The sequence below is a fragment of the Protofrankia sp. Cr2 genome (assembly GCF_963555885.1).
Classification (GTDB): Bacteria; Actinomycetota; Actinomycetes; order Frankiales; family Frankiaceae; genus Protofrankia.
On sequence record NZ_CAUVXG010000008.1, the window covers coordinates 81,227 to 105,774 of the forward strand.

The following is a 24,548-nucleotide window of genomic DNA, read 5'->3' on the forward strand; positions in this document are numbered from 1 at the left end:
CCGGGCGCGGTGTCCGGCGTGTGGGGCAGTGGACCGTCACGCAGCGTTGAGTACAAAGGCTCTTCCCCCTCCGGCCGAGCCGAAGAACCAACTATCCATGTTCGCCACAATATTATGGTTGAAGTCTTGACAAGTTTATGATCCGGTGTTGTTCGGATGTCCGGCTGTGTGCGGACAATGGGCTGATTTTCTGATTACCGCCACAACATGTGGGCTCGGGCTGGATATGCAGGGCTATATAGGGTAATTTCTCATGGTCGGGCTCCGGTAGGGGGGTGGCCCGGCGTCCAGGAGGGGGCTGTCCCGTCCGGAGGTCGGCGCGGTGGCGCGGTGAGACCGCGGCAGCCGGGCTGCGTCCGCGGGGCTGAGGGTCGAGCATGCCATGCCGATACATCACCGAATATCGGGCTTCGTCATCCTGGAGGGCAGTGCGCGATTCGATGACGTTCTTCCGGGGGCGTCTCCGCAGGTAGGAGTCCGGCAGGTGCGCATTTCAAGCCGTGAAAATCCGTTGTCCCCGTTACTGATCGTGCGAAGGGGCGAGGGGTACCGTCAGCTCGTCTCGCCAGTCAGCTCACGACTGATCGTCCTGTCGGTAGCGGTCGCGATGCTGATGGCTCTCTCTGTACCGCTCGCCTCCCGCGCTCACGCGGCCGACCCGTGCGGTCCTCCGGTCGTCAATCCGATCGCATGCGAGAACACCAAGACCGGTTCACCGCAGTCGGAGTGGGACACCACCGGCACCGGTGACGACACCATTCAAGGATTCAGCACCGACATCAGCGTCAACGCCGGCAGCACAGTGCATTTCAAGATCAAAACAAGTGCCAGTGCCTATCGGATTGACGTTTATCGTCTTGGCTGGTACGGGGGCGACGGAGCCAGGAAGATGGCCACCGTCAACCACACCGGCGTACAGAGCCAGCCCGCCTGCTTCTTCTATACCGCCACCAACCTCACCGACTGTGGCAATTGGGCGGAATCGGCATCCTGGGCGGTGCCCGGTAGCGCGGTCTCCGGCGTTTATGTGGCCAAATTGACCCGTATCGATACCAACGCGGACAATCACATCGTTTTCGTGGTAAGAAATGACACAAGCCACTCGGACGTGCTGTACCAGACGTCTGACACCACCTGGCAGGCATACAACGCCTTCGGCGGAGCGAGTCTCTACCCGGGACCGATCGGACGCGCCTACAAGGTCAGCTACAACCGTCCGTTCACGACCCGTGGTGACGTGCCGGACGGACGCGACTTCGTCTTCGCCAACGAGTATCCGATGATCCGTTTTCTTGAGCGGAACGGCTACGACGTCTCCTACGCCAGCGGTGTCGACACCGATCGGTACGGCAGCCTGCTGACCAACCACAAGACGTTTCTGTCGGTCGGTCATGACGAGTACTGGTCAGGCCCGCAGCGGGCGAACGTCGAGGCGGCCCGCGATGCCGGTGTGAACCTGGCGTTCTTCAGCGGCAACGAGGTCTACTGGAAGACGCGCTGGGAGCCGAGCGCGGACGGGGCCAGCACCCCGTACCGGACGATGGTCACCTACAAGGAGACCTATCTCGACGTGGTGGACCCCCAGGACCCGCCGGTATGGACCGGTACCTGGCGTGACCCACGTAAGAGCCCGCCGGCCGACGGTGGCCGGCCGGAGAACGCGTTGACCGGCACCGCCTACATGGCCAACAACAGCGACCTCACCATCACGGTCCCGGCCGCCGACGGCAAGATGCGCTTCTGGCGCAACACATCCATCGCCAGCCTGGCGCCTGGTGCGTCCGCGGCTCTGTCCCAGCACTCGATCGGGTACGAGTCCGATGAGGATCTCGACAACGGTTCCCGCCCGGCTGGTCTGGTGCAGCTGTCGACGACCACCGGTGCTGTCAGCCAGTACCTGCAGGACTACGGGACCACAGTCGCGGCGGGTACGACCACGCACCACCTGACGCTCTATCGCGCCGCGAGCGGCGCGCTCGTGTTCGGCGCGGGCACGATCCAGTTCCCCTGGGGCCTGGACGGCGTCCACGACGGCACGACGACGGCCGTCAACACCAGCATGCAGCAGGCCACCGTGAACCTGCTGGCGGATATGGGCGCGCAGCCGGCGACGCTGATGGCCGGGCTGGTCGCGGCTACCGCGTCCACCGACCACACGCCACCGTCGGTCAGCATCACCTCGCCGAGCGCCGGAGCGACCGTCACCAACGGCAGTCAACTGACCGTGACCGGCACCGCCGCTGACACGGCCGGCGCCGTCGGCGGGGTCGAGGTCTCCATCGACGGTGGTGCCAGCTGGCACCCGGCGACCGGTCGCGGTAGCTGGAGCTACACCGGGACGGTCCACGGGCTCGGCGCGGTCGCGGTCAAAGCCCGTGCAGCCGATGACAGCGGCAACATCTCCGCGCCGGTGACCGTTTCGGTCACTGTCAACTGCTCATGTGTGATCTTCGGTTCCGCCGTGACCCCGAAGACCCCGGCGGTCACCGACACCAGCGCACTGGAACTCGGCGTCCGTTTCACCGCCGACGTCGACGGCTGGGTCACCGGAGTCCGGTTCTACAAGGGCAGCGGCAATACCGGTACGCACATCGGCACGCTGTGGTCGGCCACCGGCACCCAGCTGGCGACCGCCACCTTTACCGGCGAGAGCGCGTCCGGCTGGCAGCAGGTCACCTTCGCACAGCCGGTACAGATCACCAAGAACACCGCGTATGTCGCGTCCTACTGGGCGCCCGCCGGGCACTACGCGGCGGACGCGGGCTTCTTCGAGGTGAACGCGGCCGACGCGGTGCCGCTGCACGCGACCAAGGACTCCGCAACCGCCGCGAACGGTGTGTACCGCGCGGGTAGCACCGGGTTCCCGACCAGCACCTACGGTTCCACCAACTACTGGGTGGACCCGGTGTTCACCAATGTCGCGCCACCGGACGTCACCCCACCGACGGTGGCGAGCCAGACGCCGCTGCCCGCGTCGTCCAGCGTGACCCCGACGGTGACCCCGACAGCGGTGTTCAACGAGCCCGTCCAGCCGGCGACGATCACCTTCACCGTTGCCGCGGGCGGGCAGAACGTGGCGGGAAGCGTCGGATACGACGCGTCGACCAGAACGGCGACGTTCACTCCGAGTGCGGCGCTGGCCAACGGTACGACCTACACCGCGACGGTCAGCGGGGTGCGTGACATCGCCGACAACGTGCTTGCCGCTCCGGCGACGTGGACCTTCACCACCGTTGTGCAGCCGCTGGTTGAAGGTCTGTGCCCGTGCGGGATCTGGTCCGACGCGGCCACTCCGGCGAACATCTCCGAGTCCGACGCCGGTGCGGTCGAGCTCGGAGTCAAGTTCCGCTCCGACGAGGACGGAAAGATCACCGGTATCCGTTTCTACAAGGGGCCGGCGAACACCGGCACCCACACCGGCACGCTGTGGTCGTCCACGGGTACCCAGTTGGCCACCGGCACCTTCACCGGGGAGAGCAGTACCGGTTGGCAGACACTGACGTTCGCCACCCCCGTGAGTATCGTCAAGAACACCACCTATATTGCCTCGTACCACACCGCTACCGGTCGGTACTCCACGACGGCCAACCAGTTCGCCTCGGGTGGGGTCGACAATCCTCCGCTGCATGCCCTTGCCAACGGAGAGGACGGGTCGAACGGCGTCTACATTTATGGCACGCACGCCTTCCCGTCGCAGCCGTCAACCACGAACTACTGGGTCGACGTGGTCCTGTCGCTACCACCGGACGTGACACCGCCGACGATTGCCAGTGCAAGCCCGGGGGCGGGCGCGAACAGCGTCCCCGCCACGTCATTGGTGAAGGCGACCTTCAGCGAGCGCGTCACGCCGTCGAGCATCGTGATGAAACTGACCGACGCTCAGAACAACAACCTCGTCGCGTCGACGGTGACCTACGACCTGCCGAGCAGGACGGCAACGCTCGCTCCGACCACCACGCTGGCGGCCGGTCACGTCTACACCGTCTCCGTGTCGGGGGCGAGCGACCCGACCGGCAATACGATGGCGCCGGTATCGTGGTCCTTCACAACCTCGGGCCTGTGTCCGTGCTCGATTTTTGACACGACGTCCATTCCGGCGACCGTGGATTCCGGCGATACCCAGGGAGTCGAGCTCGGGGTTCGCTTCACGGCGGATGTCAGTGGCTGGGTGACCGGGTTGCGATTCTACAAGAGCGCGGCCAACACCGGCACCCATGTCGGCACGCTGTGGACGAATAACGGCACGGCGCTGGCGACCGCCACGTTCACGAACGAGACCGCGTCCGGATGGCAGCAGGTGACCTTTTCTACGGCGGTCGCGGTTACCGCCGGCACCACCTATGTCGTGTCCTACCACGCTCCGAACGGTCATTATTCGGCCAGCGGCGGCATACTGAACACCACCGTCAACAATGCGCCGCTGCATGCGCCGGACACTGCGACCGCAGGTGGCAACGGCCTGTATCTGTACGGCGCCGGTGGATTCCCCGACCACAGCTACAACGGTGCCCATTACTGGGTGGACGTGGTCTTCAGCACGACCGCACCACCGGACGTTACACCACCAGCGGTAGCGGTGCGGTCACCTCTGGGTGGCGCGTCGTCCGTGCCGGTGGACGTGACGCCGCAGGCGACCTTCACCGAAGCGGTCACCCCGTCGACGGTCACGATGACCCTGTCCAGCGGGGCCGGGTCGGTCGGCGGATCGGCTGCCTATGACGCCGCCACCCTGACCGAAACCTTCACCCCCGCCGCCGCGCTGGCGCCGGGTACTCAGTACACTGTCACCATCAGTGGCGCCAAAGATGCTGCTGGCAACACAATGTCGTCCACCAGTTGGACCTTCATTACAGCGAGTGCATCCAGTCCGACCGGACCGTTCTCGCTTTGGAGTGACTCGACAGTGCCGGGATCCGTCGACGCGGGTGACACCAACGCGGCGGAGCTGGGTGTGCAGTTCATACCGTCGGTGAACGGTCAGATCCTCGGGGTCCGCTTCTACAAGTCGCTGGCGAACACCGGTACGCATACGGGAACACTGTGGAGCAGCTCCGGTACGGCACTCGCCACCGCAACGTTTACCGGTGAGTCAACTACCGGATGGCAGGAGGTTCACTTCTCGACGCCCGTTGCCGTCACGGCGGGTAACACGTATGTGGTCTCGTACCACACCGCCGTCGGCCACTACGCTGCCAATGGCGGCTACTTCCTGTCGTCCGGGCTGACGAGCGGGCCGCTCACCGCACCGTCCAGCGGTTCGTCCGGTGGAAACGGTGTATATGCCTACTCGGTCGCCTCAGTGTTTCCGACGGGTACGTATAATGCCGCCAACTACTGGGTTGATGTGGTGTTTGATCCGACCTCGTAGCCGCGCGGTCGCGGGGTGATTCGCTGCGGAGTTTGCCGGGTGCGCTCGCGTGCCCGGCAAACCCGTACTGTCTTTTGGGGGGGAAAGCGTTGTCCTTGATCGGCGCCGCCGTCGTCGGTGCGGGGTACTGGGGTCCCAACCTCGTCCGAAACATCCAGGGGAGCTCGGAGTTCCGGCTCAGATGGCTGTGCGACATCGACACCGACCGCGCCCGTGCGGTTGTCGGTTCGTACGGCGATGTCCAGGCCACCGACCGTCTCGATGACATTCTTGATGATCCAGAAGTGCAGGCGGTGGCCATCGCCACGCCGGCCGCCACACACGTGGACGTTGCGCTGCGGGCACTGGACGCGGGCAAGCACGTGCTCGTCGAAAAGCCGCTCGCCTCATCGGTGGCGGAGGGTCGCAAGCTGGTCGACGCCGCAGAGTCCCGTGGTCTCGTTCTCATGTGCGACCACACCTACTGCTACACGCCGGCGGTCATGAAGATCCGCGAACTCGTCCGGTCCGGCGCCCTCGGCGAGATCCAGTACGTCGACTCGGTACGCGTGAACCTCGGTCTTGTTCAGCGCGACGTCGACGTGATCTGGGATCTCGCTCCGCACGATTTGTCGATCTTTGACTTCATCCTGCCGGAGGGGGTGACGCCCGAGGCCGTGACGGCCACCGGTGCCGACCCGATCGGCGCGGGCAGGGCCTGTGTCGGCTACCTGTCGATGGCACTGTCCAACGGCGCGATCGCCCATACCCATGTGAACTGGCTTTCGCCGATCAAGGTTCGGACGGTGATCGTCGGCGGTTCGCGGCGGACCCTTGTCTGGAACGACCTCAACCCCGCGCAGCGTCTGTCGATCTATGACCGTGGGGTCGATCTCGCGGAAGCCGACGTGCTGGAAAGTGAGAGCAGGCGGAACATGATGATCTCCTATCGCAGTGGCGACATGATCGCCCCTGCGTTGGCCGAGCGGGAAGCGCTGAGTACCGTGATGACCCAGTGGGCGACGGCTATCGACAGTGGGAACCCGCCCGCGACCGATGGTCGCGCCGGCCTGCGGGTCCTGGGAATGCTCGAAGCGGCGTCGCGCAGCCTGCGCTCGGGCGGCGCCCGCGTCCCGCTGCTGGAGGTCGCCCGATGACCGGGGCCGCGGACGGCGTCGCAGTGAACAACGCCGCAGTCGACCTTGCCGGCACCCGGTGCCTGGTCACCGGTGGCGCCGGCACGATCGGTTCGACCGTGTGTGATCAGCTTGTCGAGGCGGGCGTGGCCGAAATCGTGGTACTCGACAACCTGACGCGCGGTCGTGAGGCCAACCTTGCGACCGCCATGAAGTCCGGGCGGGTGCGCCTGGTCAACGGCGACATCTGTGACCGTGCGCTGCTGGCGGAACTGATGCCCGGAACCGACGTTCTGTTCCACCTCGCCGCCATCCGGATCACCCAGTGCGCCGAGGAACCACGGCTGGCACTCGAGGTGCTCGTCGACGGGACCTTCGACGTCCTGGAAGCCGCGGTCGCGGCCGGTGTGCGCAAGGTGGTGGCCTCGTCGTCGGCATCGGTGTACGGCCAGGCGTCGGCGTTCCCCACGTCTGAAGATCATCATCCGTATCACAACGACACGATCTACGGCGCGGCGAAGGTCTTCAACGAAGGTCTGCTGCGCAGCTTCCATGCCATGTACGGCCTTGACTACGTCGCGTTGCGGTATTTCAACGTGTACGGGCCGCGCATGGACGTTCACGGGGTCTACACCGAAGTCCTGGTGCGGTGGATGGAGCGGATCGCCGGCGGCCAGCCGCCGCTCATCCTCGGCGACGGCACGCAGACCATGGACTTCGTGTTCACCTCGGATATCGCCCGAGCCAACCTGGCAGCGGCGCAGGCGGACATCACCGACGAGGTCTTCAACGTCGCATCCGGCGTCGAGACCTCGTTGCGCGAACTCGCCGAGGCCCTGGCTGCGGTGATGGACGCCGGTCATCTCGGCCTGGAGTACGGACCGGCGCGTCGGGTGAATCCGGTGGCCCGTCGTCTCGCGGACACCTCCGCAGCCGCGTCCCGGTTGGGTTTCAAGGCCGAGGTGGGCCTCGCCGACGGCTTGGGGCAGCTGGTGGAATGGTGGCGCGAGGCGCGGCCGGAGCTCGCCTCATGAGCCCCTCGCCGCTTCCGCGTCCGCGCGAGCTCGTGGTCTGCAGCTCCGGTACGTCCTGGGATGGGATCTGGTTTCCGATGCGGCATGTTGCGCTGCATCTGTCCCGCCAGATCCCGGTGTTGTGGGTTGACCCGCCGATCTCCTACCTGACACCGCTGAAGGACCGCAACACCGCCGCTGCCCTGCGTCGTCCCCGGCTGCGCGTGGTCCAGCCGGGAATCATCAGGCTGACGCCCGTCACCCCGCCCGGGGTGAGTCGTCCGATCATGCGGGAAGCAGCGCGACTGGCCGCCCGGGACGCCGTCCGGCGGGCCCTGCGCCGGATCGGTGCGACGGTCCGCGCGGTGATTGTGGACTCCCTTGCCGACATGCTCGATGTCGCGCCCGGCGCGCGCCGGGTCTTCTACGGCACCGATGACTTCGTCGCCGGTGCCGAGTTGATGGGCGTGTCCAGACCATGGCTGGAGCAGGCCGAGCAGCGTCAGCTTGCCAAGGCGCATGTCGTTGTGGGGGTCTCCCCGGTGCTGGTGGACCGGTGGCGGGCCATGGGAACCGAGCCGGTGCTGGTTCCCAACGGTGTCGACGCCGGTCACTTCGCGGACTGCGACAACGCACCGCTGCCGGAGGATGTGCACCTTGCATCCCCGATCGCGGGCTTTGTCGGGCACCTTTCCGACCGTATCGATCTGACCCACCTGGAGGCTGTGGCCGATCGGGGTATCTCCATCCTGCTCGTCGGGCCGCGGCAGGCGACATTCGAGATCAAGCGTCTGGATGCGCTGCTGTCGCGGCCCAACGTGGAGTGGGTGGGCCCGAAGGCGTTCGCGGACCTGCCATCCTACCTGCGCATGATCGATGTGGGGCTGACGCCGTATACCGACTCAGCCTTCAACCAGGCCAGTTTCCCGCTCAAGACCCTGGAGTACCTGGCCGCGGGTCGGGGAGCGGTGAGTACCGATCTGCCCGCCAGCCGGTGGCTGGACACCGATCTGCTCAGTATCGGCGCGAGCCCGCCGCGGTTCGCCGAGGCGACCGCTGCGGCGCTGGATGTGGTCCGTACCGATGGCCTGGCGGCTGCCAGGCGAGCGTTCGCCCTTCGCCATGACTGGGCGGCCCGCACGGCGGAGCTTGCGCAGCTGTGCGGTCTGCCGCCGGGGCCTGCCGGTGATCTGGCGAGTGTCACGGCGCTCGCCTCGTTGAAGGGAGTCGACCGATGAGTTCGATTCCGGTGATGACGCCCTGGCTGGGCGAGCAGGAGGCGCAGGCTGCGGCGGACGCCGTCCGGTCCGGATGGGTGGCGCAGGGGCCACGGGTCGCCGAATTCGAACGTGCGTTCGCAGACCGTCTCGGGGGCGGCGAGGCGGTCGCGGTGTCGTCCTGCACGACCGCGCTGCATCTCGCGCTGGTGCTGTTGGACATCGGCCCCGGTGACGAGGTGGTGGTGCCGTCCCTGTCGTTCATCGCCACGGCGAATGTCGTCCGTTATGTCGGTGCCACCGTGGTGTTCGCCGACGTCGAGGCGTCGACGGGCAACGTCACGCCAGACACGGTGGCTCCCGTCCTCACCGGCCGCACCCGGGCGGTGATCGTCGTGCACCAGGGCGGGGTACCCGCCGATGTCGACGGGGTTTCCCAGTTGTGCGGGCCGCGCGGTGTCGCGGTGATCGAGGATGCGGCCTGCGCCGTCGGGTCGACGATGAACGGTCGGTCGGTCGGCGCGGGTGCACCGCTGGCGGCCTGGTCGTTCCACCCGCGCAAGCTGCTCACCACCGGTGAGGGGGGAATGCTCACCACCACCGATCCCACCTGGGCCGCACGTGCGCGGCGGCTGCGCGAGCACGGGATGAACGTGAGCGCGGCCGAGCGGCACCGCAGCCGGGCGCCGGTGTTGGAAAGCTACGTCGAGACCGGTTTCAACTATCGGATGACCGACATCCAGGCCGCGGTCGGGCTGGTTCAGCTGGCGAAGCTCGACGCGATGGTCGAACGCCGCCGCTTCCTTGCCGAGCGCTACCAGCGGTTGCTTGCTGCGATCCCAGGGTTGGTGACCGTAGGTGACCCATCGAACGGGACAACGAACTACCAGAGCTTCTGGGTCGTTCCGCCGACGTCAGCGGTCAGTCGCAACGAACTGCTCGCTCGTCTCGCCGAGCGCGGCATCTCGGCCCGACGTGGAATCATGGCCTCTCATCTGGAACCCGCCTATGGTGGGCATCGCCGTGACGATCTTCCTGTTACCGAATGGCTGACCGGGCAGTCACTCATCCTGCCGCTGTTCCACACGATGACCGAGCAACAGCATGATCGTGTGGTTGCGGCTCTGCTGGACATCACCGCTGGTAGCGATGGGGGCGGTGCTGGTGCGGACCTGGCGGATGCCGCTGTCGGACAGGGTGTGCGCAGACCGTGAGGATCCTGGTCTATCCCCACATGATGGAGATCGGGGGAAGCCAGCTCAACGCGGTGGAGCTCGCCGGGGCCGTGCGGGACCTCGGTCATGAGGTGACCGTCTTCGGGGTGCCCGGTCCGCTGGTCGACACGGTCGGTGATCTCAAGCTTGACTATGTCGCGTCGCCGAAGCCGGGGCGTCGGCCGTCGCCCCGGGTGATGAGCGCGCTGTGCCAGGTGGTGCGCGAGCGCCGGATCGACCTGGTACACGGCTATGAATGGCCGCCCGCGTTGGAGGCGTTCGTCGGGCCGCGGACGAGGTTGGGCGTACCGGCGTTCGCCACGGTGATGTCCATGGCGGTCGCACCGTTCCTGCCCGCGACGATGCCTCTGGTGGTGGGCACCGAGCTGATCGGCGAGTCCGCACGGGCCGCCCGGCGCGGTCCGGTCGACCTCATCGAGCCACCGGTCGACGTGCGTCTCAACGCCCCGGATGCGGTCAGCGACGTTGCGCTCACCGAGCTGCGAACGCGTTTCGATCTGGACCCGGCCGACCTCCATGTGGTCGTCGTGTCACGGTTGGCAACCGAGCTGAAGCTGGAAGGACTCCTGGCTGCGGTCGACGCGGTGGCACGGCTGGCGGTGGACATGCCGGTTCGGCTGGTGGTGGTCGGTGACGGCCCTGCGCGCGACCAGCTCGCCGCGCATGTCGCGCGGGTCGGCGCTGTCCGGGGCCGACAGGTGGTCGTGCTCACCGGTGAACTCACCGATCCACGCCCCGCCTATGCTCTCGCCGATATCTCGATCGGCATGGGCGGGTCGGCCCTGCGGGCGTCAGCTTTTGCCAAGCCGCTGGTGGTCCAGGGCGAGGGTGGCTTTTTCGAGCTGTTGACTCCCGACAGTGTGGCGACCTTTCTCTGGCAGGGCTGGTACGGCATTGGTACGGGCGACCGGACCAGCGGTGCGCGCAGACTGGTCACGATCCTGCGGCCGTTGCTCGCCGACGCGGACCGTCGCCGTGAGCTGGGTGACTATGGTCGCGAACTGGTGACGCAACGTTTCTCGTTGGAACGGGCGGCCCGCGTCCAGGAGGCGCTGTACACCCGGACGCTGGCAACCGGCGCCGGTCGGCCGGACGTGCGCACACTCGGGGTCAGCGCGGCCGGCCTGTTCGCCCACGAGGTACGACGGCACTATGACCAACTCCGCGGGCAGGCGGCGTTGGACGATTTCAACGCCCGTCGTGTCCAGCCCGGTAACCCGCAGGCCCGGGGCGGCCCGGCGAAGTCCGCGGCCGTGGTATCTGCGTCCGGTCAACCATTGTCAGATCCGGCGGCTCCAGGCTCCGCGGGGCTGCCGTCTCACCCCATCGAAGGGACGTTGCGGTGACCACGATTCCGCTGGTGGATCTGGCGGCTGCGCAGGCCGAGATCGCCGAGGAGGTGCGGGCCGGGTTCGACGAAGTGCTCGCGACCACCGCGTTTGTCGGTGGAAAGCACGTTTCGGCATTCGAGCGCGAGTATGCCGACTTCTGCCAAGTCGGGTACTGCGTGGGTGTGGGCAACGGCACTGACGCGATCGAGCTGGCGCTGCGGGCGGCCGGTGTCGGTGCGGGCACCGTGGTGAGTGCTGCGAACAGTGCCAGTGCCGGCACTGACGAGGTCGTCATCCCGGTGAATACCTTCGTGGCTACCGCCGAGGCCGTGGTCCGTGCGGGTGCGCGGCCGGTGTTCGTCGACGTAGATGACGATCATCTGCTCATGGATCCGGACGCGCTGGGTGGGGCGTTGACCGACCGTACCCGCGCCGTGATCCCAGTCCATCTGTACGGGCAGGCCGCGCCGGTGGAGCAGATCGCGGCCGCGTGCCGCCCCGACACCATCGTCGTCGAGGATGCCGCGCAGGCACAGGGCGCCGTCCGTGGTGGACGGCCTGCCGGCGGGCTGGGACTGCTGGCGGCCACCAGCTTCTATCCGGGCAAGAACCTGGGTGCGGCCGGCGACGCCGGTGCCGTCCTGACCGACGATGCCGAGCTCGCGCGCAAGGTGCGGCTGCTGGGCGCGCACGGCAGCGAACGCAAGTACGTGCATGAGTCGCTGGGTTTCAACTCGCGGCTCGATACCCTGCAGGCCGTGGTGTTGCGGGCCAAGCTGGCCAGGCTGGCCCGGTGGAACGAGGCGCGGGCTGTCGCGGCCCGGCGCTACGACGAGCTGTTGGGTGCGGACTCCCGGGTCCGGCTACCGGCGACGCTGCCGGGTAACGTCCATGTCTGGCACCTCTACGTGGTTCGTGTTCCCGACCGGGACGCGGTGCTGGCACGGCTGCATGAACAGGGTGTCGGAGCCGGGATCCACTACCCGGTGCCGCTGAACCTGCAGCCGGCCTTTGCGGGCCTCGGCTACGGTGTCGGTGATTTTCCCGTCGCCGAAAAGGCGGCCGGGGAGATTCTTTCCCTGCCCTTGTACCCGCACATCACCCCCGAACAGCAGGAGCGGGTGACCGAAGAGTTGCGGAGAGCACTGTCATGATCATGTTTGCCTACGGCGTCCTCCACCGGGGGACCCAGACGATTGGGCCACCGGACGCGGGTGTCGGGCTGACCGAGGACGCCGCCTCATGAGTGGGGAGGCCGTTTTCGTCCATTCCCACGGCCTGTGCGAGAGCGACGAGGTAGGCCCGGGAACCCGGGTCTGGGCGTTCGCGCACGTGCTGCCCGGTGCCGTGATCGGCGCGGACTGCAACATCTGTGACCACGTGTTCGTCGAGTCCGGCGCCCGGATCGGCGACCGGGTGACGGTGAAGAACGCGGTGCTCGTGTGGGATCTGGTCACCGTGGAGGACGATGTCTTCCTGGGTCCGAACATGGTCTTCACCAACGACTTCCGGCCGCGTGCCGAGGTGAAGAAGACCCGGGACGCGCTCACCCCGACGCTGATCCGCCGTGGTGCGACGATCGGGGCCAATGCCACGATCGTCGCCGGGGTGATCGTGGGCGAGTACGCGTTCGTGGCTGCCGGAGCCGTCGTCGTCCGGGATGTACCCGCGTACGCACTGGTCGCGGGCAATCCCGGACGGGCCCTGGGCTGGGTCTGTGCCTGTGGGGAACGGCTTGATTCGCAGCTGCGCTGCGTGGCCTGCTCGAAGGTTTACAAGCCGGCGGCTGACACCGACGGGCTGTGCGAGGCGGTGTCAGCCGGTGTCTCGGCGCCTGGCGGTGTCTCGGCGCCTGCCGGTGGCTCGATGCCCTCCGCTGTTTCCGTGCCATAGGAATGCTGCGGCTGTTCCGGTGTTGATCGGGCCAGCCGCAGCAGCGGGAACAGGAGTACGACGCACACGGCGAGCCCGGCGAGGGGGAGCAGGACCAGCCGGGCGGCGTCCCCGTGTACCGCCGTGCCGAGGCCCGTCATCACCAGGACAAGGGCAGTGGTTGCGACGGCCGGCCGGCCGCAGTACCGCAGGGCGGCGGTGGGGCGGACGTCCGCCCGCGCAATGGCGAACATGAAGGCGGGGCCTACGACCGCCACGGCCACCGCGGCCTGGGCGAAGGCGACACCACCGATGCCGGCCGTGTGTGCGCCGATGAGCAGGGCCGGGGTGAGGACCACCAGCCAGATCCCCTGGACGGCGAAGACCGCGCGGGATCGGCCGGCACCCACCAGCAGGTCGTAGGCGAGTTCGGCGGCGACGCGGGCGGCCCCGAGGACCGCGAGCCAGCGCAGGGCGTCGGCGGCGGCATCCCATTTCGATCCGTAGACGGTGCGGATCACCGGCCCGGCGAGCACGGCGAGGATCGCGCAGACCGGCAGCGTGGCCGCCATCAGCAGTGCGATCGAGCGGGCGAACGCGTCGCTGAGCGCACGGCGATCGGTCGACAGCCGGGCGAACGCCGGCATGGCCACTCTGCGCACGGCCAGGGAGAACATGTTGACCGGCCAGCTGGAAAGGTTGAACGCCAACATGTAGAAACCGAGCGCCACCGGTCCCAGGACAGCGCCGACGACGACATAGTCGACGTTGAGCACTCCGAAGACCAGCAGACTTGAGCCCGCCAGCGGAAGACCGAAGTCCAGCAACGCGCGGACCTGACTCCGGTCGAAGCCGAACCGGATCTGTGCTCCGGCGAAGATGAAGATCAGCAATGAGGTGGTGATGTTACCGGCCAGATAACCGATGGCCAGGCTCCAGGCGCCATGCCCGAGGACGGCCAGCCCGAGGGTGGCAGTCGTGTTGACAACGAGCCCGGCAAGGTCGGCGACCATTCGCCGGCCCTGTTGGAAACCGCGGGTGAGCAACGCCGCGGGAACCGATGCCAATCCATCGACGATCATGCTGGCTGCCAGCAGCCGGACCAGGCCGGTCGCCTCGCCTGAGCCGAGCAGACGTGCGATGGCAGGTGCCAGCACCAGGGTGAGCAGGAAAAGTCCGGTACTGAAGCCGGTCGACAACGTCTGTACGGTCGAGGCGATCAGTCGTGGGTTCCCCGGCCAACGCACGATCGCGAGGGAGACACCCAGCTCGTTGATGGACAACAGCGCATTCAGGACGACCAGCGCGACCGCGAAGTCGCCGTAGTCCGACGGGCTGAGCAGTCGGGCGAGGACGACCCCGGTGACGACGGTGCCCAGGCGGCTGAGCGCATTGTTCAGGACGCTGAAGCCGAGGCCGCGCCGGACGGCCCCGCCGAGCCTCGCTCCGGTGCCGTCGCCCTGGTTGTTGTCGCCCTGGTTGTTGTCGCCCCCGTCGGTGTTGCCCTCCTGGTCGTTGTCGTCATGGTTCTCGGCGGACGGTCCCTGGGCCGGATCGGCCAAGGTCTGCGGGGATGGCACCCCAGGTGTTGACGCGTTTGCCGGCATGTGCGGCATGGTTCCCCCATCTGCGACTGGCCGGTCGGTGTCGCGGCCATGCGGTGGCGCTTATCGAAGCCTGGTTCTGCTAGAATTTATGCCGATCATCGTTATTGTCATCGTTAATGTCATCGTTGACATCATCTGGAAACAACACGATGACAACGCCGCGTTGCCTCACTGCTCCATCCGGGACGGGTGTGCAGGGTGCCCTTCCGGAGTGAATCGCGAGAGGCGATGGATGCATCACCGTCGGCGACGGTACTGCTCTCAGGCATATGCAGCGTGTTCATTGCGCATCGGTCGCGTCGCCAGCAGGCGATCACTTGAATCGGTGTCCCGACCAAAGGATATGTCTATATGACGACCTTCATTCGTCCTTCGCTCGGGGTTGCCGGTCGATCCGCGCACGGGTCCGGTCGGGCGTGGTGGCCAGCGGGCCGACGCACGTTCGAGCATGGATTTTCCTCGGTGGGGAAGGCCCGGGTTCCCGGGGTACGCGGCGGCCGCCGTGGGTACCACCGGCATGCGCCTCGGGTCGTAGCGGTCCTGCTCCTGGGCGTGGTGGGGCTCGCGGCCGCTGGCTGCTCCGATTCCGTCGGGGACGGACCGAGGCCGTCGGTGAGCCCGAGCCCACAGGCGCGGTCGCAACTGATCTCCCTCTGGAACAACGACGCCAAGCCCGTGCCCGAGGCCGATCCGGACCCCGCCGCGGTCGAAGTCGGGCTCCGGTTCCGTGTCGACATCCCGGGCGACATCCTTGGAATACGGTTTTACAAGGGTCCCGACAACATCGGTGAACATACGGTCAGTCTGTGGTCCGGCGCCGGTGAGCGGCTGGCGATGGCCACCGCTACCGGTGAAAGCGATACCGGCTGGCAGGTGGTGATGCTGGCCAAGCCCGTGTCGGTGCAGGCGGCCATCACGTACACGGCCTCGTATTTCGCGCCGACGGGCCATTACTCGGCGACCCCCGAGTTCTTCGATCAGGTCGTGCCGGTCAGCGGGCCGTTGCGCGTCGCCGGGGCGACCAGCGGGGTGTATCACTACGGCGGCGGCTTTCCTGAGACGACCTACCGCGACTCCAACTACTGGACCGATGTCCTGTTTCGACCGGCGTCGCAGCCCTCAGATGAGCCCACGGCCGCTCCTTTGACTCCGGTCTCATAAGAGCGACCGGCAATAGGGGACGCGGCGTCGCGGGGCCGGGGCACGCAACTCGCGTTGTTGTCGTCGGTCGCCACCCGACACCTCCGGTGACTTCCTCCTCGCACCTCACGATCTACGCACCTCAGCCCCGCTCCTTGATCTACTTTTCTATTGTCGGGCGCTCTGACGGGTCGAAGGGCGCGCGACGATCGTCAGATCGCGTGCCCGGAGGCCGCAGTCCCCGGAGCGCTAACGGGTGGTTATCGCTGGCGGCCTACGTTGTGGTGGGGCGCGGCCTGATCATCAGGCCGGTCGGTGGGATGCGCGGGGGCATGTCGCGTCGGCGCGCACCCCGCCGCCCCGCCATCCCGGGCGCCCGGGGCAGGCCTGCGGCAAGATTCGTTCTCGTCACATGACGTTCATCTTCCTGAGCTCAAATAGTGGCGTCGAGGGGGGATGCTTGGTATCTTGTTGGGTTGTTGTCGCTTGTCGTGCATCGTCACGACAAGCTCCAACGCCCTTCTCGCTCGGATGTCGGCCGTGTATCTTGGACCTGATCCGGTGTCGGCGCAATGCTGACCCGCGCTGGGGGGCAAGGGGCACGAGTGTATTTTTCGGATTTCATCGGGGTTCTTGTCCGTCGCTGGTATATCCTGATCGTCGGGATTATTCTGACCGGCCTGGCTGGGGTCGGCGTGCGCGCCACCATCGGTCCGACATTCCAAGCCCATGCGGCGGTGGTGGTACTTCCGCCGACGTCGGACGCCGGTACGACCAGCACGGCGGCGAGCCGAAACCCGTATCTGTCCCTACCCCTGGGTAACACCGCGGACGTTCTTACTCGGATCATGGGGACCGAAAGCGTTCGACAGGAGCTCAAGGCCGCACACGCCACGTCGGCCTACACCATCGCGCTGGTAGCCGATGGTTCTCCAGTGCTTGAGATTGCCGCAACGGACACTTCACCGGCCGCTGCGACCAACACGGCCTCCGTGCTGGTCAAGGTGGCCGGGACCGAGCTTGAAAAGCTGCAGGTCATGCAGAACGTGCCGAAGAACGCGATGATCCGGGCCAGCCAACTTATTTCCCCGAGCGAACCCGATGTACTCCACGGGAGCCAGATTCGGGCGCTACTCGGTGTAGTCGCGCTTGGTCTCATCCTATCGGTCACGATGTGTTTCATCGCCGAGGGAGCCTTTACCGGGCGGCGCGCGGCCTTGGCCGCCGCGGTCCGCGGCCGGCGCACCACCGGCTCGCCGAGCGGCGCGAGTTCGAAGGGCGCAGCCCGGTCGCGGGGCGATTCGCGCGACTCCGCGGCGTCCGCCAAGGGGCGCAGCGTCGATGATGTGGAGGAGGACGACGGCAGCGACGTTGATTCCGAAGATCTGGAGGAGCTGGAGGAGCTGGACTGGGATGACGAGGGAGACGACGAGAAGCAGGGCCCCGCGCAGCCACGGGACACCCGTGAGACCACGATGGTTCTGGTAGGCCTGCGTCGCCGTTCCGAAAAGTAGGCCGGCCAATGCGTGGTCTGCCCTTCGGTACCGCCCGGTTCGTGTCGCCTCGTGTTCACCTGCCATATGTAGATGTCACTTCATTGTTGTCGCTTTATGTTCTGCTCCTTCTCGGTATTCCGTCACAGCTGATTTTCGGCCCTCTCGGCGCCGCAGGTACACCGGCCAATCTGTTGGGAATGGTCTGCCTGTTCTGGTGGATCCTCGCAGTCATGCTGCCGTTCGGGGGTGTGGCATCAGGCCCACAGCCGGTCCGTATCGCGATGGTGTTCCTGTCCGCCATGGTGTTGGGAAGTTACGCGGCCGGTGCGATGCGGCCGGATATCGTCCCCGAAGAACTCCGCGCCGCTGACCGTGGATTATTGCTGTTGGCGACCTGGGCCGGTGTGGCCCTGATAACCGCGGACGGCATCCGGTCGTGGAGCCGGTTGGACGATCTGATCAGCCGTCTGGTCGGGATGGGTGTCTTTCTCGCGGTCCTCGGCATACTGCAGTTCTCGATCGGCCTCAACATCGCCGGATACATCCACATTCCGGGTCTACGGGTGAACGGGACCCTTGATCTCATCTCCGCCCGGTCGATATTCCGCCGGATCACCGGTACCGCGAGCCATCCGATCGAGTTCGGTGTGGTACTGGGAATGCTGTTTCCTCTCGCGATAAGCCGTGCGTTTGCCGCACCGCCGGGGAAGCTGAAGGTGCGGCGGTGGTTCGCCGCGGGCAGCATCGGCCTCGCACTGCCCATGTCGGTGTCACGGTCGGCGATTCTTACCATCGTGGTGGTTGCCCTTTTCATCATCCCGAGTTGGGATCGCCGGCGGCGACTCGCCACGCTCAAGGTGATGCCACTGTTTCTCGTCGGCGTGCGACTGATGATTCCCGGATTGCTCGGTACGATCACGAGCCTGTTCACAAACATCAGCAGCGACCCGAGCACCACGGGCCGGACCGAGGACTATGCGGCGGCCGCGAAGTACATTGCATTACATCCGTTGTTCGGGCGAGGTTTTCGTACGTTCATCCCGAGCATGTACCGGTTCCTGGACAACCAGTATCTGATGACCATCGTGGATGCTGGGCTGATCGGCCTGGTCCTGTTGCTGTTGACCTTCCTGATCGGAATCTTCACCGCTCGCGGTGCGCGCCGGCGTAACGACGATCCCATTCGTAAGGATCTTGCTCAGGGGATCGCGGCGGCCATCGCGGCGGCAATGGTCAGCTTCGCGACCTTTGACGCACTCAGCTTCCCGATGTGTGGTGGGCTGCTCTTCTTGTTGATTGGTCTTGCCGGCGCGATGTGGCGATTGTCGAGTCAACCTCATGATCAGATTGAGCAGGGCCGTCCGGAGCCTCGTGCGTCCCTCGCCTCGGTTGCACCTGCACGGCCTTTGGTCGACCAGATGACCGGTGCGGCCCGTTGATCAGTACTGCAGGTTGCGTGATTATCCTTCGCATGGCTTGACGGCTACTCTCACCAGGCTTTTTCCTGTATTCGTGGAAGGCTTGCCGGTCCTGCCTTCAGGTTGCGATCCCAGAAGAGTTCCGCCAGCGTGGCGAGTGGTTCCCCGATACCGGGCGGGGGTTGTCCGTGGAGCCGGTCGTGGCCGGCGACCGGTGATACTGGTGCGTGGTCGAATCTGCTAGGCTCGATTTGGCCGGTGGGAGTGCGCCATACCTGGGGGGGATGGATGACGGGGGCCCAGTCACGCGACGATTGTGCTGTCGTTGGCATAGCCGTGGGTAGTGAGAGTGAACCGTCGGTAAAAACCGACGGTTATTCTGAGTTATCTCCAGGCGGGTTGCCGTCGACCCGCAGCCGGTTCGTTCGGGGCATGCTGCGTGGAGCGGCGGAGGAAAACGCGTCCTTCCCGTCCATCGAGCTGCAGGGCATCCCCCTGGTCTGTCTGACGGTTGCCGACGCGCGCAACGCCGTCCGGGCAGCGATGGAGGATCCCCGGCCCGCACTCGTTGCCTATGTCAACGCGCACTCGCTCAATCTCGCCTACACCGACATCGCCTACCGGGCTGCGCTGCAGCGGGCTCACCTGGTGCTGCCGGACGGTATCGGTGTCGCGGTCGCAGCCAGGATGCGAGGGCTGCGTTTCGCCGCGAACCTCAACGGTACGGATTTCACCCCGGTGCTGCTCACCCTCGCCGCCGAACAGGGGTATCGGGTCTTCCTGTTCGGCGGTCGGGCCGGTGTGGCCGGCCAAGCCGGTGATGTCCTACGGGAACGGATCCCGGGGCTACGCATCGCTGGAGTTCGGGACGGCTATGGCTGGACGGACGATCCGGACTCGGTTGTCGAGGAGATCAGGGCGGCACGGGCTGACCTGCTGGTGACCGCACTCGGGAACCCGTTACAGGAGCTGTGGCTGGACCGCTATCTGGAAGCCACCGGCGTGCGCCTCGGGGTCGGGGTCGGCGCGTTTCTCGACTTCACAGCCGGCCGGGTGCCGCGCGCCCCGGCTTGGATGATCAAAAATCGCCTGGAGTGGATGTGGCGCCTCAGCGTCGAGCCACGCCGGATGTGGCGTCGCTACCTGGTCGGTAATCCACTGTTCATCTGGCGGACGCTGGTGAGCAGGCAGCCACCGGCCCAGCTTCGGCTGCGGCGCCGTGTCCTCGCCGGCGCGTACCCGGTTCCGGCTGAGTCATGGGTCGTTCGCCAGGGTCAGCCCGCATCCCACGCCAGGTTGGCCCCGCCGGCAGAGGCGTCACAGTGACCGCTGACCGTCAGCCATCGGGCTCTGCCCAGATGCCAGCTTCGGCGGAGCCGGCGGCGCTGCACATGCCGTCCCTGGGTGATTCTTCGGCGCACGCGGTATCGCTGGCCGGGGAGCAGCCGGACGTGACGGTGGTCGTCGTCACGTCCAACAGCGCCGAGGTCATCGTGGACTGCCTGGATGCACTGCCCGGGGCCTTCGCGGCGGGCTCGCGCGGCGGGCTCTCGTGGCGGGTCGTGGTCGTCGACAACGGCTCGACCGATGACACGACGGTTCTGGTCGGCAAGGCCGACCCGGACGCGTTGGTTGTCGAGACCGGCGCGAACAACGGATACGCGGCGGGTGTCAACGCCGGCCTTGCCACCGTGCAGCCGCGACGGGCGGCTCTGGTGATCAATTCCGACGTTCGGCTTGACCGGGGCAGTGTCACGGCGCTGTGGGACGCCCTGCGGCCCTTCGACACCGGCATCTGCGTCCCGAGATTGCGTGATGCTCACGGCCGGTTGCACCACTCGCTGCGCCGTGAGCCCACGGTGCTTCGGGCGCTGGGCGAAGCGGTGCTCGGTGGTGAGCGATCCGGGCGGACTGCGACGCTCGGGGAGGTCGTCATGGACGACCGTCTGTACGCCTCACCCCAGGTCGCGGACTGGGCAACCGGTGCCGCTATGCTGATCTCCCGGGAGTGCCTGGACGCGGTGGGTCCCTGGGACGAGTCCTTCTTTCTGTACTCGGAGGAGACCGACTTCATCCTCCGCGCTCGCGATCACGGATTCCTGCTGCGCTACGTACCACCGGCGGGCGCCGTCCAGCTGGGTGGTGATCAGAATTTCTCGCCGCAGCTATGGGCTCTGGGTCAGATGAACAGAGTACGGCTGCAGCGCCATCGCCGAGGTGTGGCCGCCGCGCGCGCGATGCGCTGGGCGTTGATTCTCAACGCGGGTCTTCGTGCCCGCCGGTCGCCGACACACAGACGGGCGTTGCGACTGCTGTTGTCCATCAACCCCGCGGTCGGGTTCCCGCCGGTTGCCTCGTTGATCGGGGTTCCGGACATTTCGAGTGGTCCGCCGGCGGCCGGGCCATGACCATGCCCACGGCGCGGGAAGTCGTGACCTGGCAGGCCCGCGCTGGGGAACCGCTGCAGCTCTGCGACGCGCTCACGCTGATGAGGTTTTGGGGGAGAAAGTGACACAGAATCGTGACACCGGCACCGGCACCGGCACCGTGCAGCCGGCGGCGGTGCGGCCGTTTCCCACGGATGTCGTCATCGTGGGTGGCTGCGGCCACGTGGGGCTTCCACTGGGTATCGCGCTGGCCTCGCGCGGCCAGCGGGTCCGCCTGTACGACATCGACGCGGGCGCGGTAGGGATCGTCAACGAAGGTCGCCTGCCCTTCCGGGAGCCGGGCGCCGCCGGGGTACTCGCCGAGATGACGGCGGCGGGTCAGCTACGTGCCACGACCGATCCGGCGGTGATTTCCGAAGCGGAGCACGTAGTGGTCGTGGTCGGTACGCCTGTGGACGGGCATCTCAACCCCGACCCGCAGGTGGTACCCAGGGCGATACGTACGTTCTCGGATCATCTTGTCGACGGCCAGCTGCTCATCCTGCGCAGCACCGTCTACCCGGGCGTGACCGCTCTGGTGGAGAAACTCATCTCGGAGATCGGTCGCGACATCCAGGTCGCCTTCTGCCCGGAACGGATCGCCGAAGGGCGGGCCATGACCGAGCTGTTCGAGCTCCCGCAGATCGTCGCCGCCCGGACGGACGCCACCAGGGTGCGCGCGACCGCGCTCTTCGCCGTTCTCACCAGCGAGATCGTGGACCTCCAGCCCGAGGAGGCCGAGCTCGCGAAGCTGTTCACCAACACCTGGCGGTACATCAAGTTCGCGACCGCCAACCAGTTCTACATGATTGCGAACGATCTTGATCTTGATTTCGAGCGCATCCGCAAGGCACTCGGCCACAACTATCCGAGGGCGGCGGACCTGCCCGGTGCCGGTCTCGCCGCCGGGCCATGTCTGTTCAAGGACACGATGCAGCTGGCGGCCGTAACCAACAACACGTTCGCTCTCGGCCATGCCGCGATGCTGGTGAACGAGGGCCTCCCGCTTTACCTGGTCTCCCGGTTGAAGGAACGATTCGACCTCGCCGGGATGGTCGTCGGCATACTCGGGATGGCGTTCAAGGGCGGTAGTGACGACACCCGGGCAAGCCTGTCGTACAAGCTCCGCAGGATTCTCGACTACTCGGCGGCCGGCACGCTCTGCACCGATCCGTATGTCACCACCGATGCTCGTCTGCTGCCGTTGGAAACGGTTCTCGAGCGGGCCGATCTCCTCGTCCTGGCCGCACCGCATCCGGACTACGCCACGTTGGCGACGGACAAGCCGGTGGTCGACATCTGGAATCTTCTCGGCGAAGGTGTGCGGGTATGATTTATTTTTCCACTGAGGGCGGTACGGAGAACCTCCGATGACTCCGCGGGTGTCCGTGGTGATGCCGGTCTACAACGAGGGTGACGCCATCGTGCCGGTGCTGGACCGCCTGCTGGAATCAGTGAGTCTCCCGTGTGAGATCATGGTCATCTATGACTTCGAGGGTGACTCGACCGTGCCGAGCCTGGTCGCTTACGCGGAGAAGGACCCGCGGGTGCGACCGGTCCGCAACACCTACGGGCGGGGGCCGGCGAATGCGATTCGCTTCGGCATAGAGCACGCGGTCGCGCCGGTCACCGTGGTGACGATGGCGGACGGCAGTGACGATCCGCGCCAGATCGACGAGCTGGCGCGGCTGGTTGACCGTGGTGTGGTGGTCGCCGCGGCTTCCCGTTACATGCCCGGCGGTCAGCAGGTGGGCGGCCCCATGCTCAAGCGGGTGTTGTCGCGCGCGGCCGGGCGATCCCTGTCGCTACTGACACGTATCGGTACCCGGGACGCGACGAACAGTTTCAAGGCGTATTCCACCAGTTTCGTCCGTAACGTCGGAATCGACAGCCGGTCCGGTTTCGAGATCGGTCTTGAGCTGACCGCCAAGGCGCGCCGTCTCGGCCTGCCCGTCGCCGAGATTCCGACGATATGGCTTGACCGGGCACTCGGCGAGTCAAATTTTGATCTTGCCCGCTGGTTGCCCGAGTACCTCCAGTGGTACCGCTTCGCCTTCGGTCGGAGGTTGACTGTCGGCGAACTTCAGGCCCTGCGGCACACCGCGGGAACCGGTGGACCCGGCCCACGAAACGGAAATTATCCCCGCCCGCGGCTCCCGAAGGTCAAGGGTGTGGGTGAGACTCCGTCCGAAGACAGCGCGAAAACTGGTTCTCCCGCGTCGGCGGAGGCCCCGAGAGATATCGAGGAATGATACAGATGGCAACTGTTCTGGTGACCGGTTCGGCCGGCTTCATCGGTGGCTATGTTGTGCAGGATCTGCTGGGTCGTGGCTACGACGTGGTGGGTCTGGACAATCTTTCGAAGTACGGGCCGGTCGCCCGCAGCTACGACGAGCATCCGAACTACCGGTTTGTCGAGGGCGATGCGCGGGACACCGATCTGCTCAGTGAACTGCTCGCCGACTGCGATCATTTCATCGCCGGCGCGGCCATGATCGGTGGGATTTCCTACTTCCACACCTACGCATATGACCTGCTCGCCACGAACGAGCGCATCATCGCCTCGTCGTGTGATGCCGCTATCCGGGTCTTCCGCGCCGGCGGACGGTTGCGCAAGGTGACATACCTCAGCTCGTCGATGGTGTTCGAGTCGACGGACCGCTGGCCGTCAGTGGAAGGCGACGAGCGCAAGGTCGCGCCGCCTCTTTCCTCCTACGGATTCCAGAAGCTCGCGGTCGAGTACTTCGCTCGGGCTGCATGGGACCAGTACGCGCTGCCCTACACGATCGCACGGCCCTTCAACTGTGTCGGTGTCGGCGAGGGCCGGGCGCTCGGCGAGGTCGAGGTGTTGTCGGGCAACGTCAAGCTGGCCATGAGCCACGTGGTGCCCGACCTGGTTCAGAAAGTACTCAAGGACCAGGACCCGTTGCACATCCTCGGTGATGGTAGCCAGGTGCGGCACTACACCTATGGCGGCGATCTGGCCGCGGGGATCGTGACGGCAATGGAGCATCCGGATGCTCTCAACGAGGACTTCAACCTCTCCACCGCCCAGTCGACCACTGTCCTGGAGCTGGCCGAGCTGATCTGGAAGAAAATCAAGGGTCCGGACGAGGAGTTCCGCTACATCAGCGACGACCCCTTCCAGTACGACGTGGCCAAGCGGGTGCCGAACGTGGACAAGGCCCAGCGCGTCCTGGGATTCACCGCCGACACGCCTCTCGAGGTCATGTTGGACGAGGTCATCCCGTGGATCGAGCAGGCGGTCACGGACGGCCGGATCTAGAGCGGGATCTGGAGCTGACTGGAG

Annotated in this window: 16 protein-coding genes and 1 pseudogene; 16 read left to right on the forward strand and 1 reads right to left on the reverse strand. The window is 66.3% G+C overall.

Annotation, left to right across the window (positions count from 1 at the left end; translation table 11 throughout):
* Positions 1-484 precede the first annotated feature (484 nt).
* The 8 genes from U9978_RS06585 (at position 485) to U9978_RS06620 (ending at position 13,172) form a co-directional block, all read left to right on the forward strand.
* Positions 485-5,368 (forward strand): DUF4082 domain-containing protein, encoded by a 4,884-nt coding sequence (locus U9978_RS06585; RefSeq protein WP_322760150.1) that lies wholly within the window; start codon positions 485-487, stop codon positions 5,366-5,368.
* Between the two features lie 89 nt (positions 5,369-5,457).
* Complete coding sequence (locus U9978_RS06590; protein WP_322760151.1) at positions 5,458-6,504, forward strand: Gfo/Idh/MocA family oxidoreductase; 1,047 nt, start codon at positions 5,458-5,460, stop codon at positions 6,502-6,504.
* Positions 6,501-7,517: an SDR family NAD(P)-dependent oxidoreductase gene (locus U9978_RS06595; protein WP_322760152.1), complete on the forward strand. Its 1,017-nt coding sequence runs from the start codon at positions 6,501-6,503 to the stop codon at positions 7,515-7,517. Before U9978_RS06590 ends, U9978_RS06595 begins: the two co-directional genes overlap by 4 nt.
* 77 nt (positions 7,518-7,594) lie before the next feature.
* Positions 7,595-8,734, forward strand: a complete 1,140-nt coding sequence (locus U9978_RS06600; protein WP_322760153.1) for a glycosyltransferase — start codon at positions 7,595-7,597, stop codon at positions 8,732-8,734.
* Positions 8,731-9,927 carry a DegT/DnrJ/EryC1/StrS family aminotransferase gene (locus U9978_RS06605; protein ID WP_322760154.1) on the forward strand — a complete coding sequence of 399 codons (1,197 nt, stop codon included), beginning with the start codon at positions 8,731-8,733 and terminating at the stop codon, positions 9,925-9,927. The genes U9978_RS06600 and U9978_RS06605 overlap by 4 nt, the downstream gene beginning before the upstream one ends.
* Positions 9,924-11,294, forward strand: a complete 1,371-nt coding sequence (locus U9978_RS06610) for a glycosyltransferase (protein ID WP_322760155.1) — start codon at positions 9,924-9,926, stop codon at positions 11,292-11,294. The genes U9978_RS06605 and U9978_RS06610 overlap by 4 nt, the downstream gene beginning before the upstream one ends.
* Positions 11,291-12,433: a DegT/DnrJ/EryC1/StrS family aminotransferase gene (locus tag U9978_RS06615; RefSeq protein WP_322760156.1), complete on the forward strand. Its 1,143-nt coding sequence runs from the start codon at positions 11,291-11,293 to the stop codon at positions 12,431-12,433. Before U9978_RS06610 ends, U9978_RS06615 begins: the two co-directional genes overlap by 4 nt.
* A gap of 88 nt (positions 12,434-12,521) precedes the next feature.
* Positions 12,522-13,172 (forward strand): acyltransferase, encoded by a 651-nt coding sequence (locus U9978_RS06620; RefSeq protein ID WP_322760157.1) that lies wholly within the window; start codon positions 12,522-12,524, stop codon positions 13,170-13,172.
* Positions 13,173-13,642: 470 nt separating this feature from the next.
* On the opposite strand, the pseudogene U9978_RS06625 reads toward U9978_RS06620, so the two are convergent.
* Positions 13,643-14,767: pseudogene (locus U9978_RS06625) on the reverse strand (lipopolysaccharide biosynthesis protein); the annotation flags it as partial.
* Between the two features lie 342 nt (positions 14,768-15,109).
* On the opposite strand from U9978_RS06625, the gene U9978_RS06630 reads away from it, so the two are divergent.
* The 8 genes from U9978_RS06630 (at position 15,110) to U9978_RS06665 (ending at position 24,524) form a co-directional block, all read left to right on the forward strand.
* Positions 15,110-15,919, forward strand: a complete 810-nt coding sequence (locus tag U9978_RS06630) for a DUF4082 domain-containing protein (RefSeq protein ID WP_322760158.1) — start codon at positions 15,110-15,112, stop codon at positions 15,917-15,919.
* Positions 15,920-16,503: 584 nt separating this feature from the next.
* On the forward strand, positions 16,504-17,412 hold the full coding sequence (locus U9978_RS06635; protein ID WP_322760159.1) for a hypothetical protein: 909 nt from the start codon (positions 16,504-16,506) through the stop codon (positions 17,410-17,412).
* Positions 17,413-17,498: 86 nt separating this feature from the next.
* Complete coding sequence (locus tag U9978_RS06640) at positions 17,499-18,833, forward strand: O-antigen ligase family protein (protein WP_322760160.1); 1,335 nt, start codon at positions 17,499-17,501, stop codon at positions 18,831-18,833.
* A gap of 411 nt (positions 18,834-19,244) precedes the next feature.
* Complete coding sequence (locus tag U9978_RS06645) at positions 19,245-20,138, forward strand: WecB/TagA/CpsF family glycosyltransferase (RefSeq protein WP_322760161.1); 894 nt, start codon at positions 19,245-19,247, stop codon at positions 20,136-20,138.
* Between the two features lie 32 nt (positions 20,139-20,170).
* The gene (locus U9978_RS06650) at positions 20,171-21,220 is read left to right on the forward strand and encodes a glycosyltransferase family 2 protein (RefSeq protein ID WP_322760162.1); all 1,050 of its coding nucleotides are present in this window, start codon (positions 20,171-20,173) and stop codon (positions 21,218-21,220) included.
* Between the two features lie 184 nt (positions 21,221-21,404).
* Positions 21,405-22,571, forward strand: coding sequence for a nucleotide sugar dehydrogenase (locus U9978_RS06655; RefSeq protein ID WP_416210871.1), 1,167 nt, complete (start codon positions 21,405-21,407; stop codon positions 22,569-22,571).
* 37 nt (positions 22,572-22,608) lie between these two features.
* Positions 22,609-23,490, forward strand: coding sequence for a glycosyltransferase family 2 protein (locus U9978_RS06660; RefSeq protein ID WP_322760164.1), 882 nt, complete (start codon positions 22,609-22,611; stop codon positions 23,488-23,490).
* 5 nt (positions 23,491-23,495) lie between these two features.
* The gene (locus tag U9978_RS06665; RefSeq protein WP_322760165.1) at positions 23,496-24,524 is read left to right on the forward strand and encodes an NAD-dependent epimerase/dehydratase family protein; all 1,029 of its coding nucleotides are present in this window, start codon (positions 23,496-23,498) and stop codon (positions 24,522-24,524) included.
* The last annotated feature ends 24 nt before the right edge of the window (positions 24,525-24,548 follow it).

Bases quoted from the DNA above. Each gene is read 5' to 3' on its own strand.
- U9978_RS06620 (WP_322760157.1), top strand. From the start codon at position 12,522: ATGAGTGGGGAGGCCGTTTTCGTCCATTCCCACGGCCTGTGCGAGAGC.
- U9978_RS06645 (WP_322760161.1), top strand. From the start codon at position 19,245: ATGCTGCGTGGAGCGGCGGAGGAAAACGCGTCCTTCCCGTCCATCGAG.
- U9978_RS06595 (WP_322760152.1), top strand. From the start codon at position 6,501: ATGACCGGGGCCGCGGACGGCGTCGCAGTGAACAACGCCGCAGTCGAC.
- U9978_RS06665 (WP_322760165.1), top strand. From the start codon at position 23,496: ATGGCAACTGTTCTGGTGACCGGTTCGGCCGGCTTCATCGGTGGCTAT.
- U9978_RS06660 (WP_322760164.1), top strand. From the start codon at position 22,609: ATGACTCCGCGGGTGTCCGTGGTGATGCCGGTCTACAACGAGGGTGAC.
- U9978_RS06605 (WP_322760154.1), top strand. From the start codon at position 8,731: ATGAGTTCGATTCCGGTGATGACGCCCTGGCTGGGCGAGCAGGAGGCG.
- U9978_RS06650 (WP_322760162.1), top strand. From the start codon at position 20,171: ATGCCAGCTTCGGCGGAGCCGGCGGCGCTGCACATGCCGTCCCTGGGT.
- U9978_RS06630 (WP_322760158.1), top strand. From the start codon at position 15,110: ATGACGACCTTCATTCGTCCTTCGCTCGGGGTTGCCGGTCGATCCGCG.
- U9978_RS06600 (WP_322760153.1), top strand. From the start codon at position 7,595: ATGCGGCATGTTGCGCTGCATCTGTCCCGCCAGATCCCGGTGTTGTGG.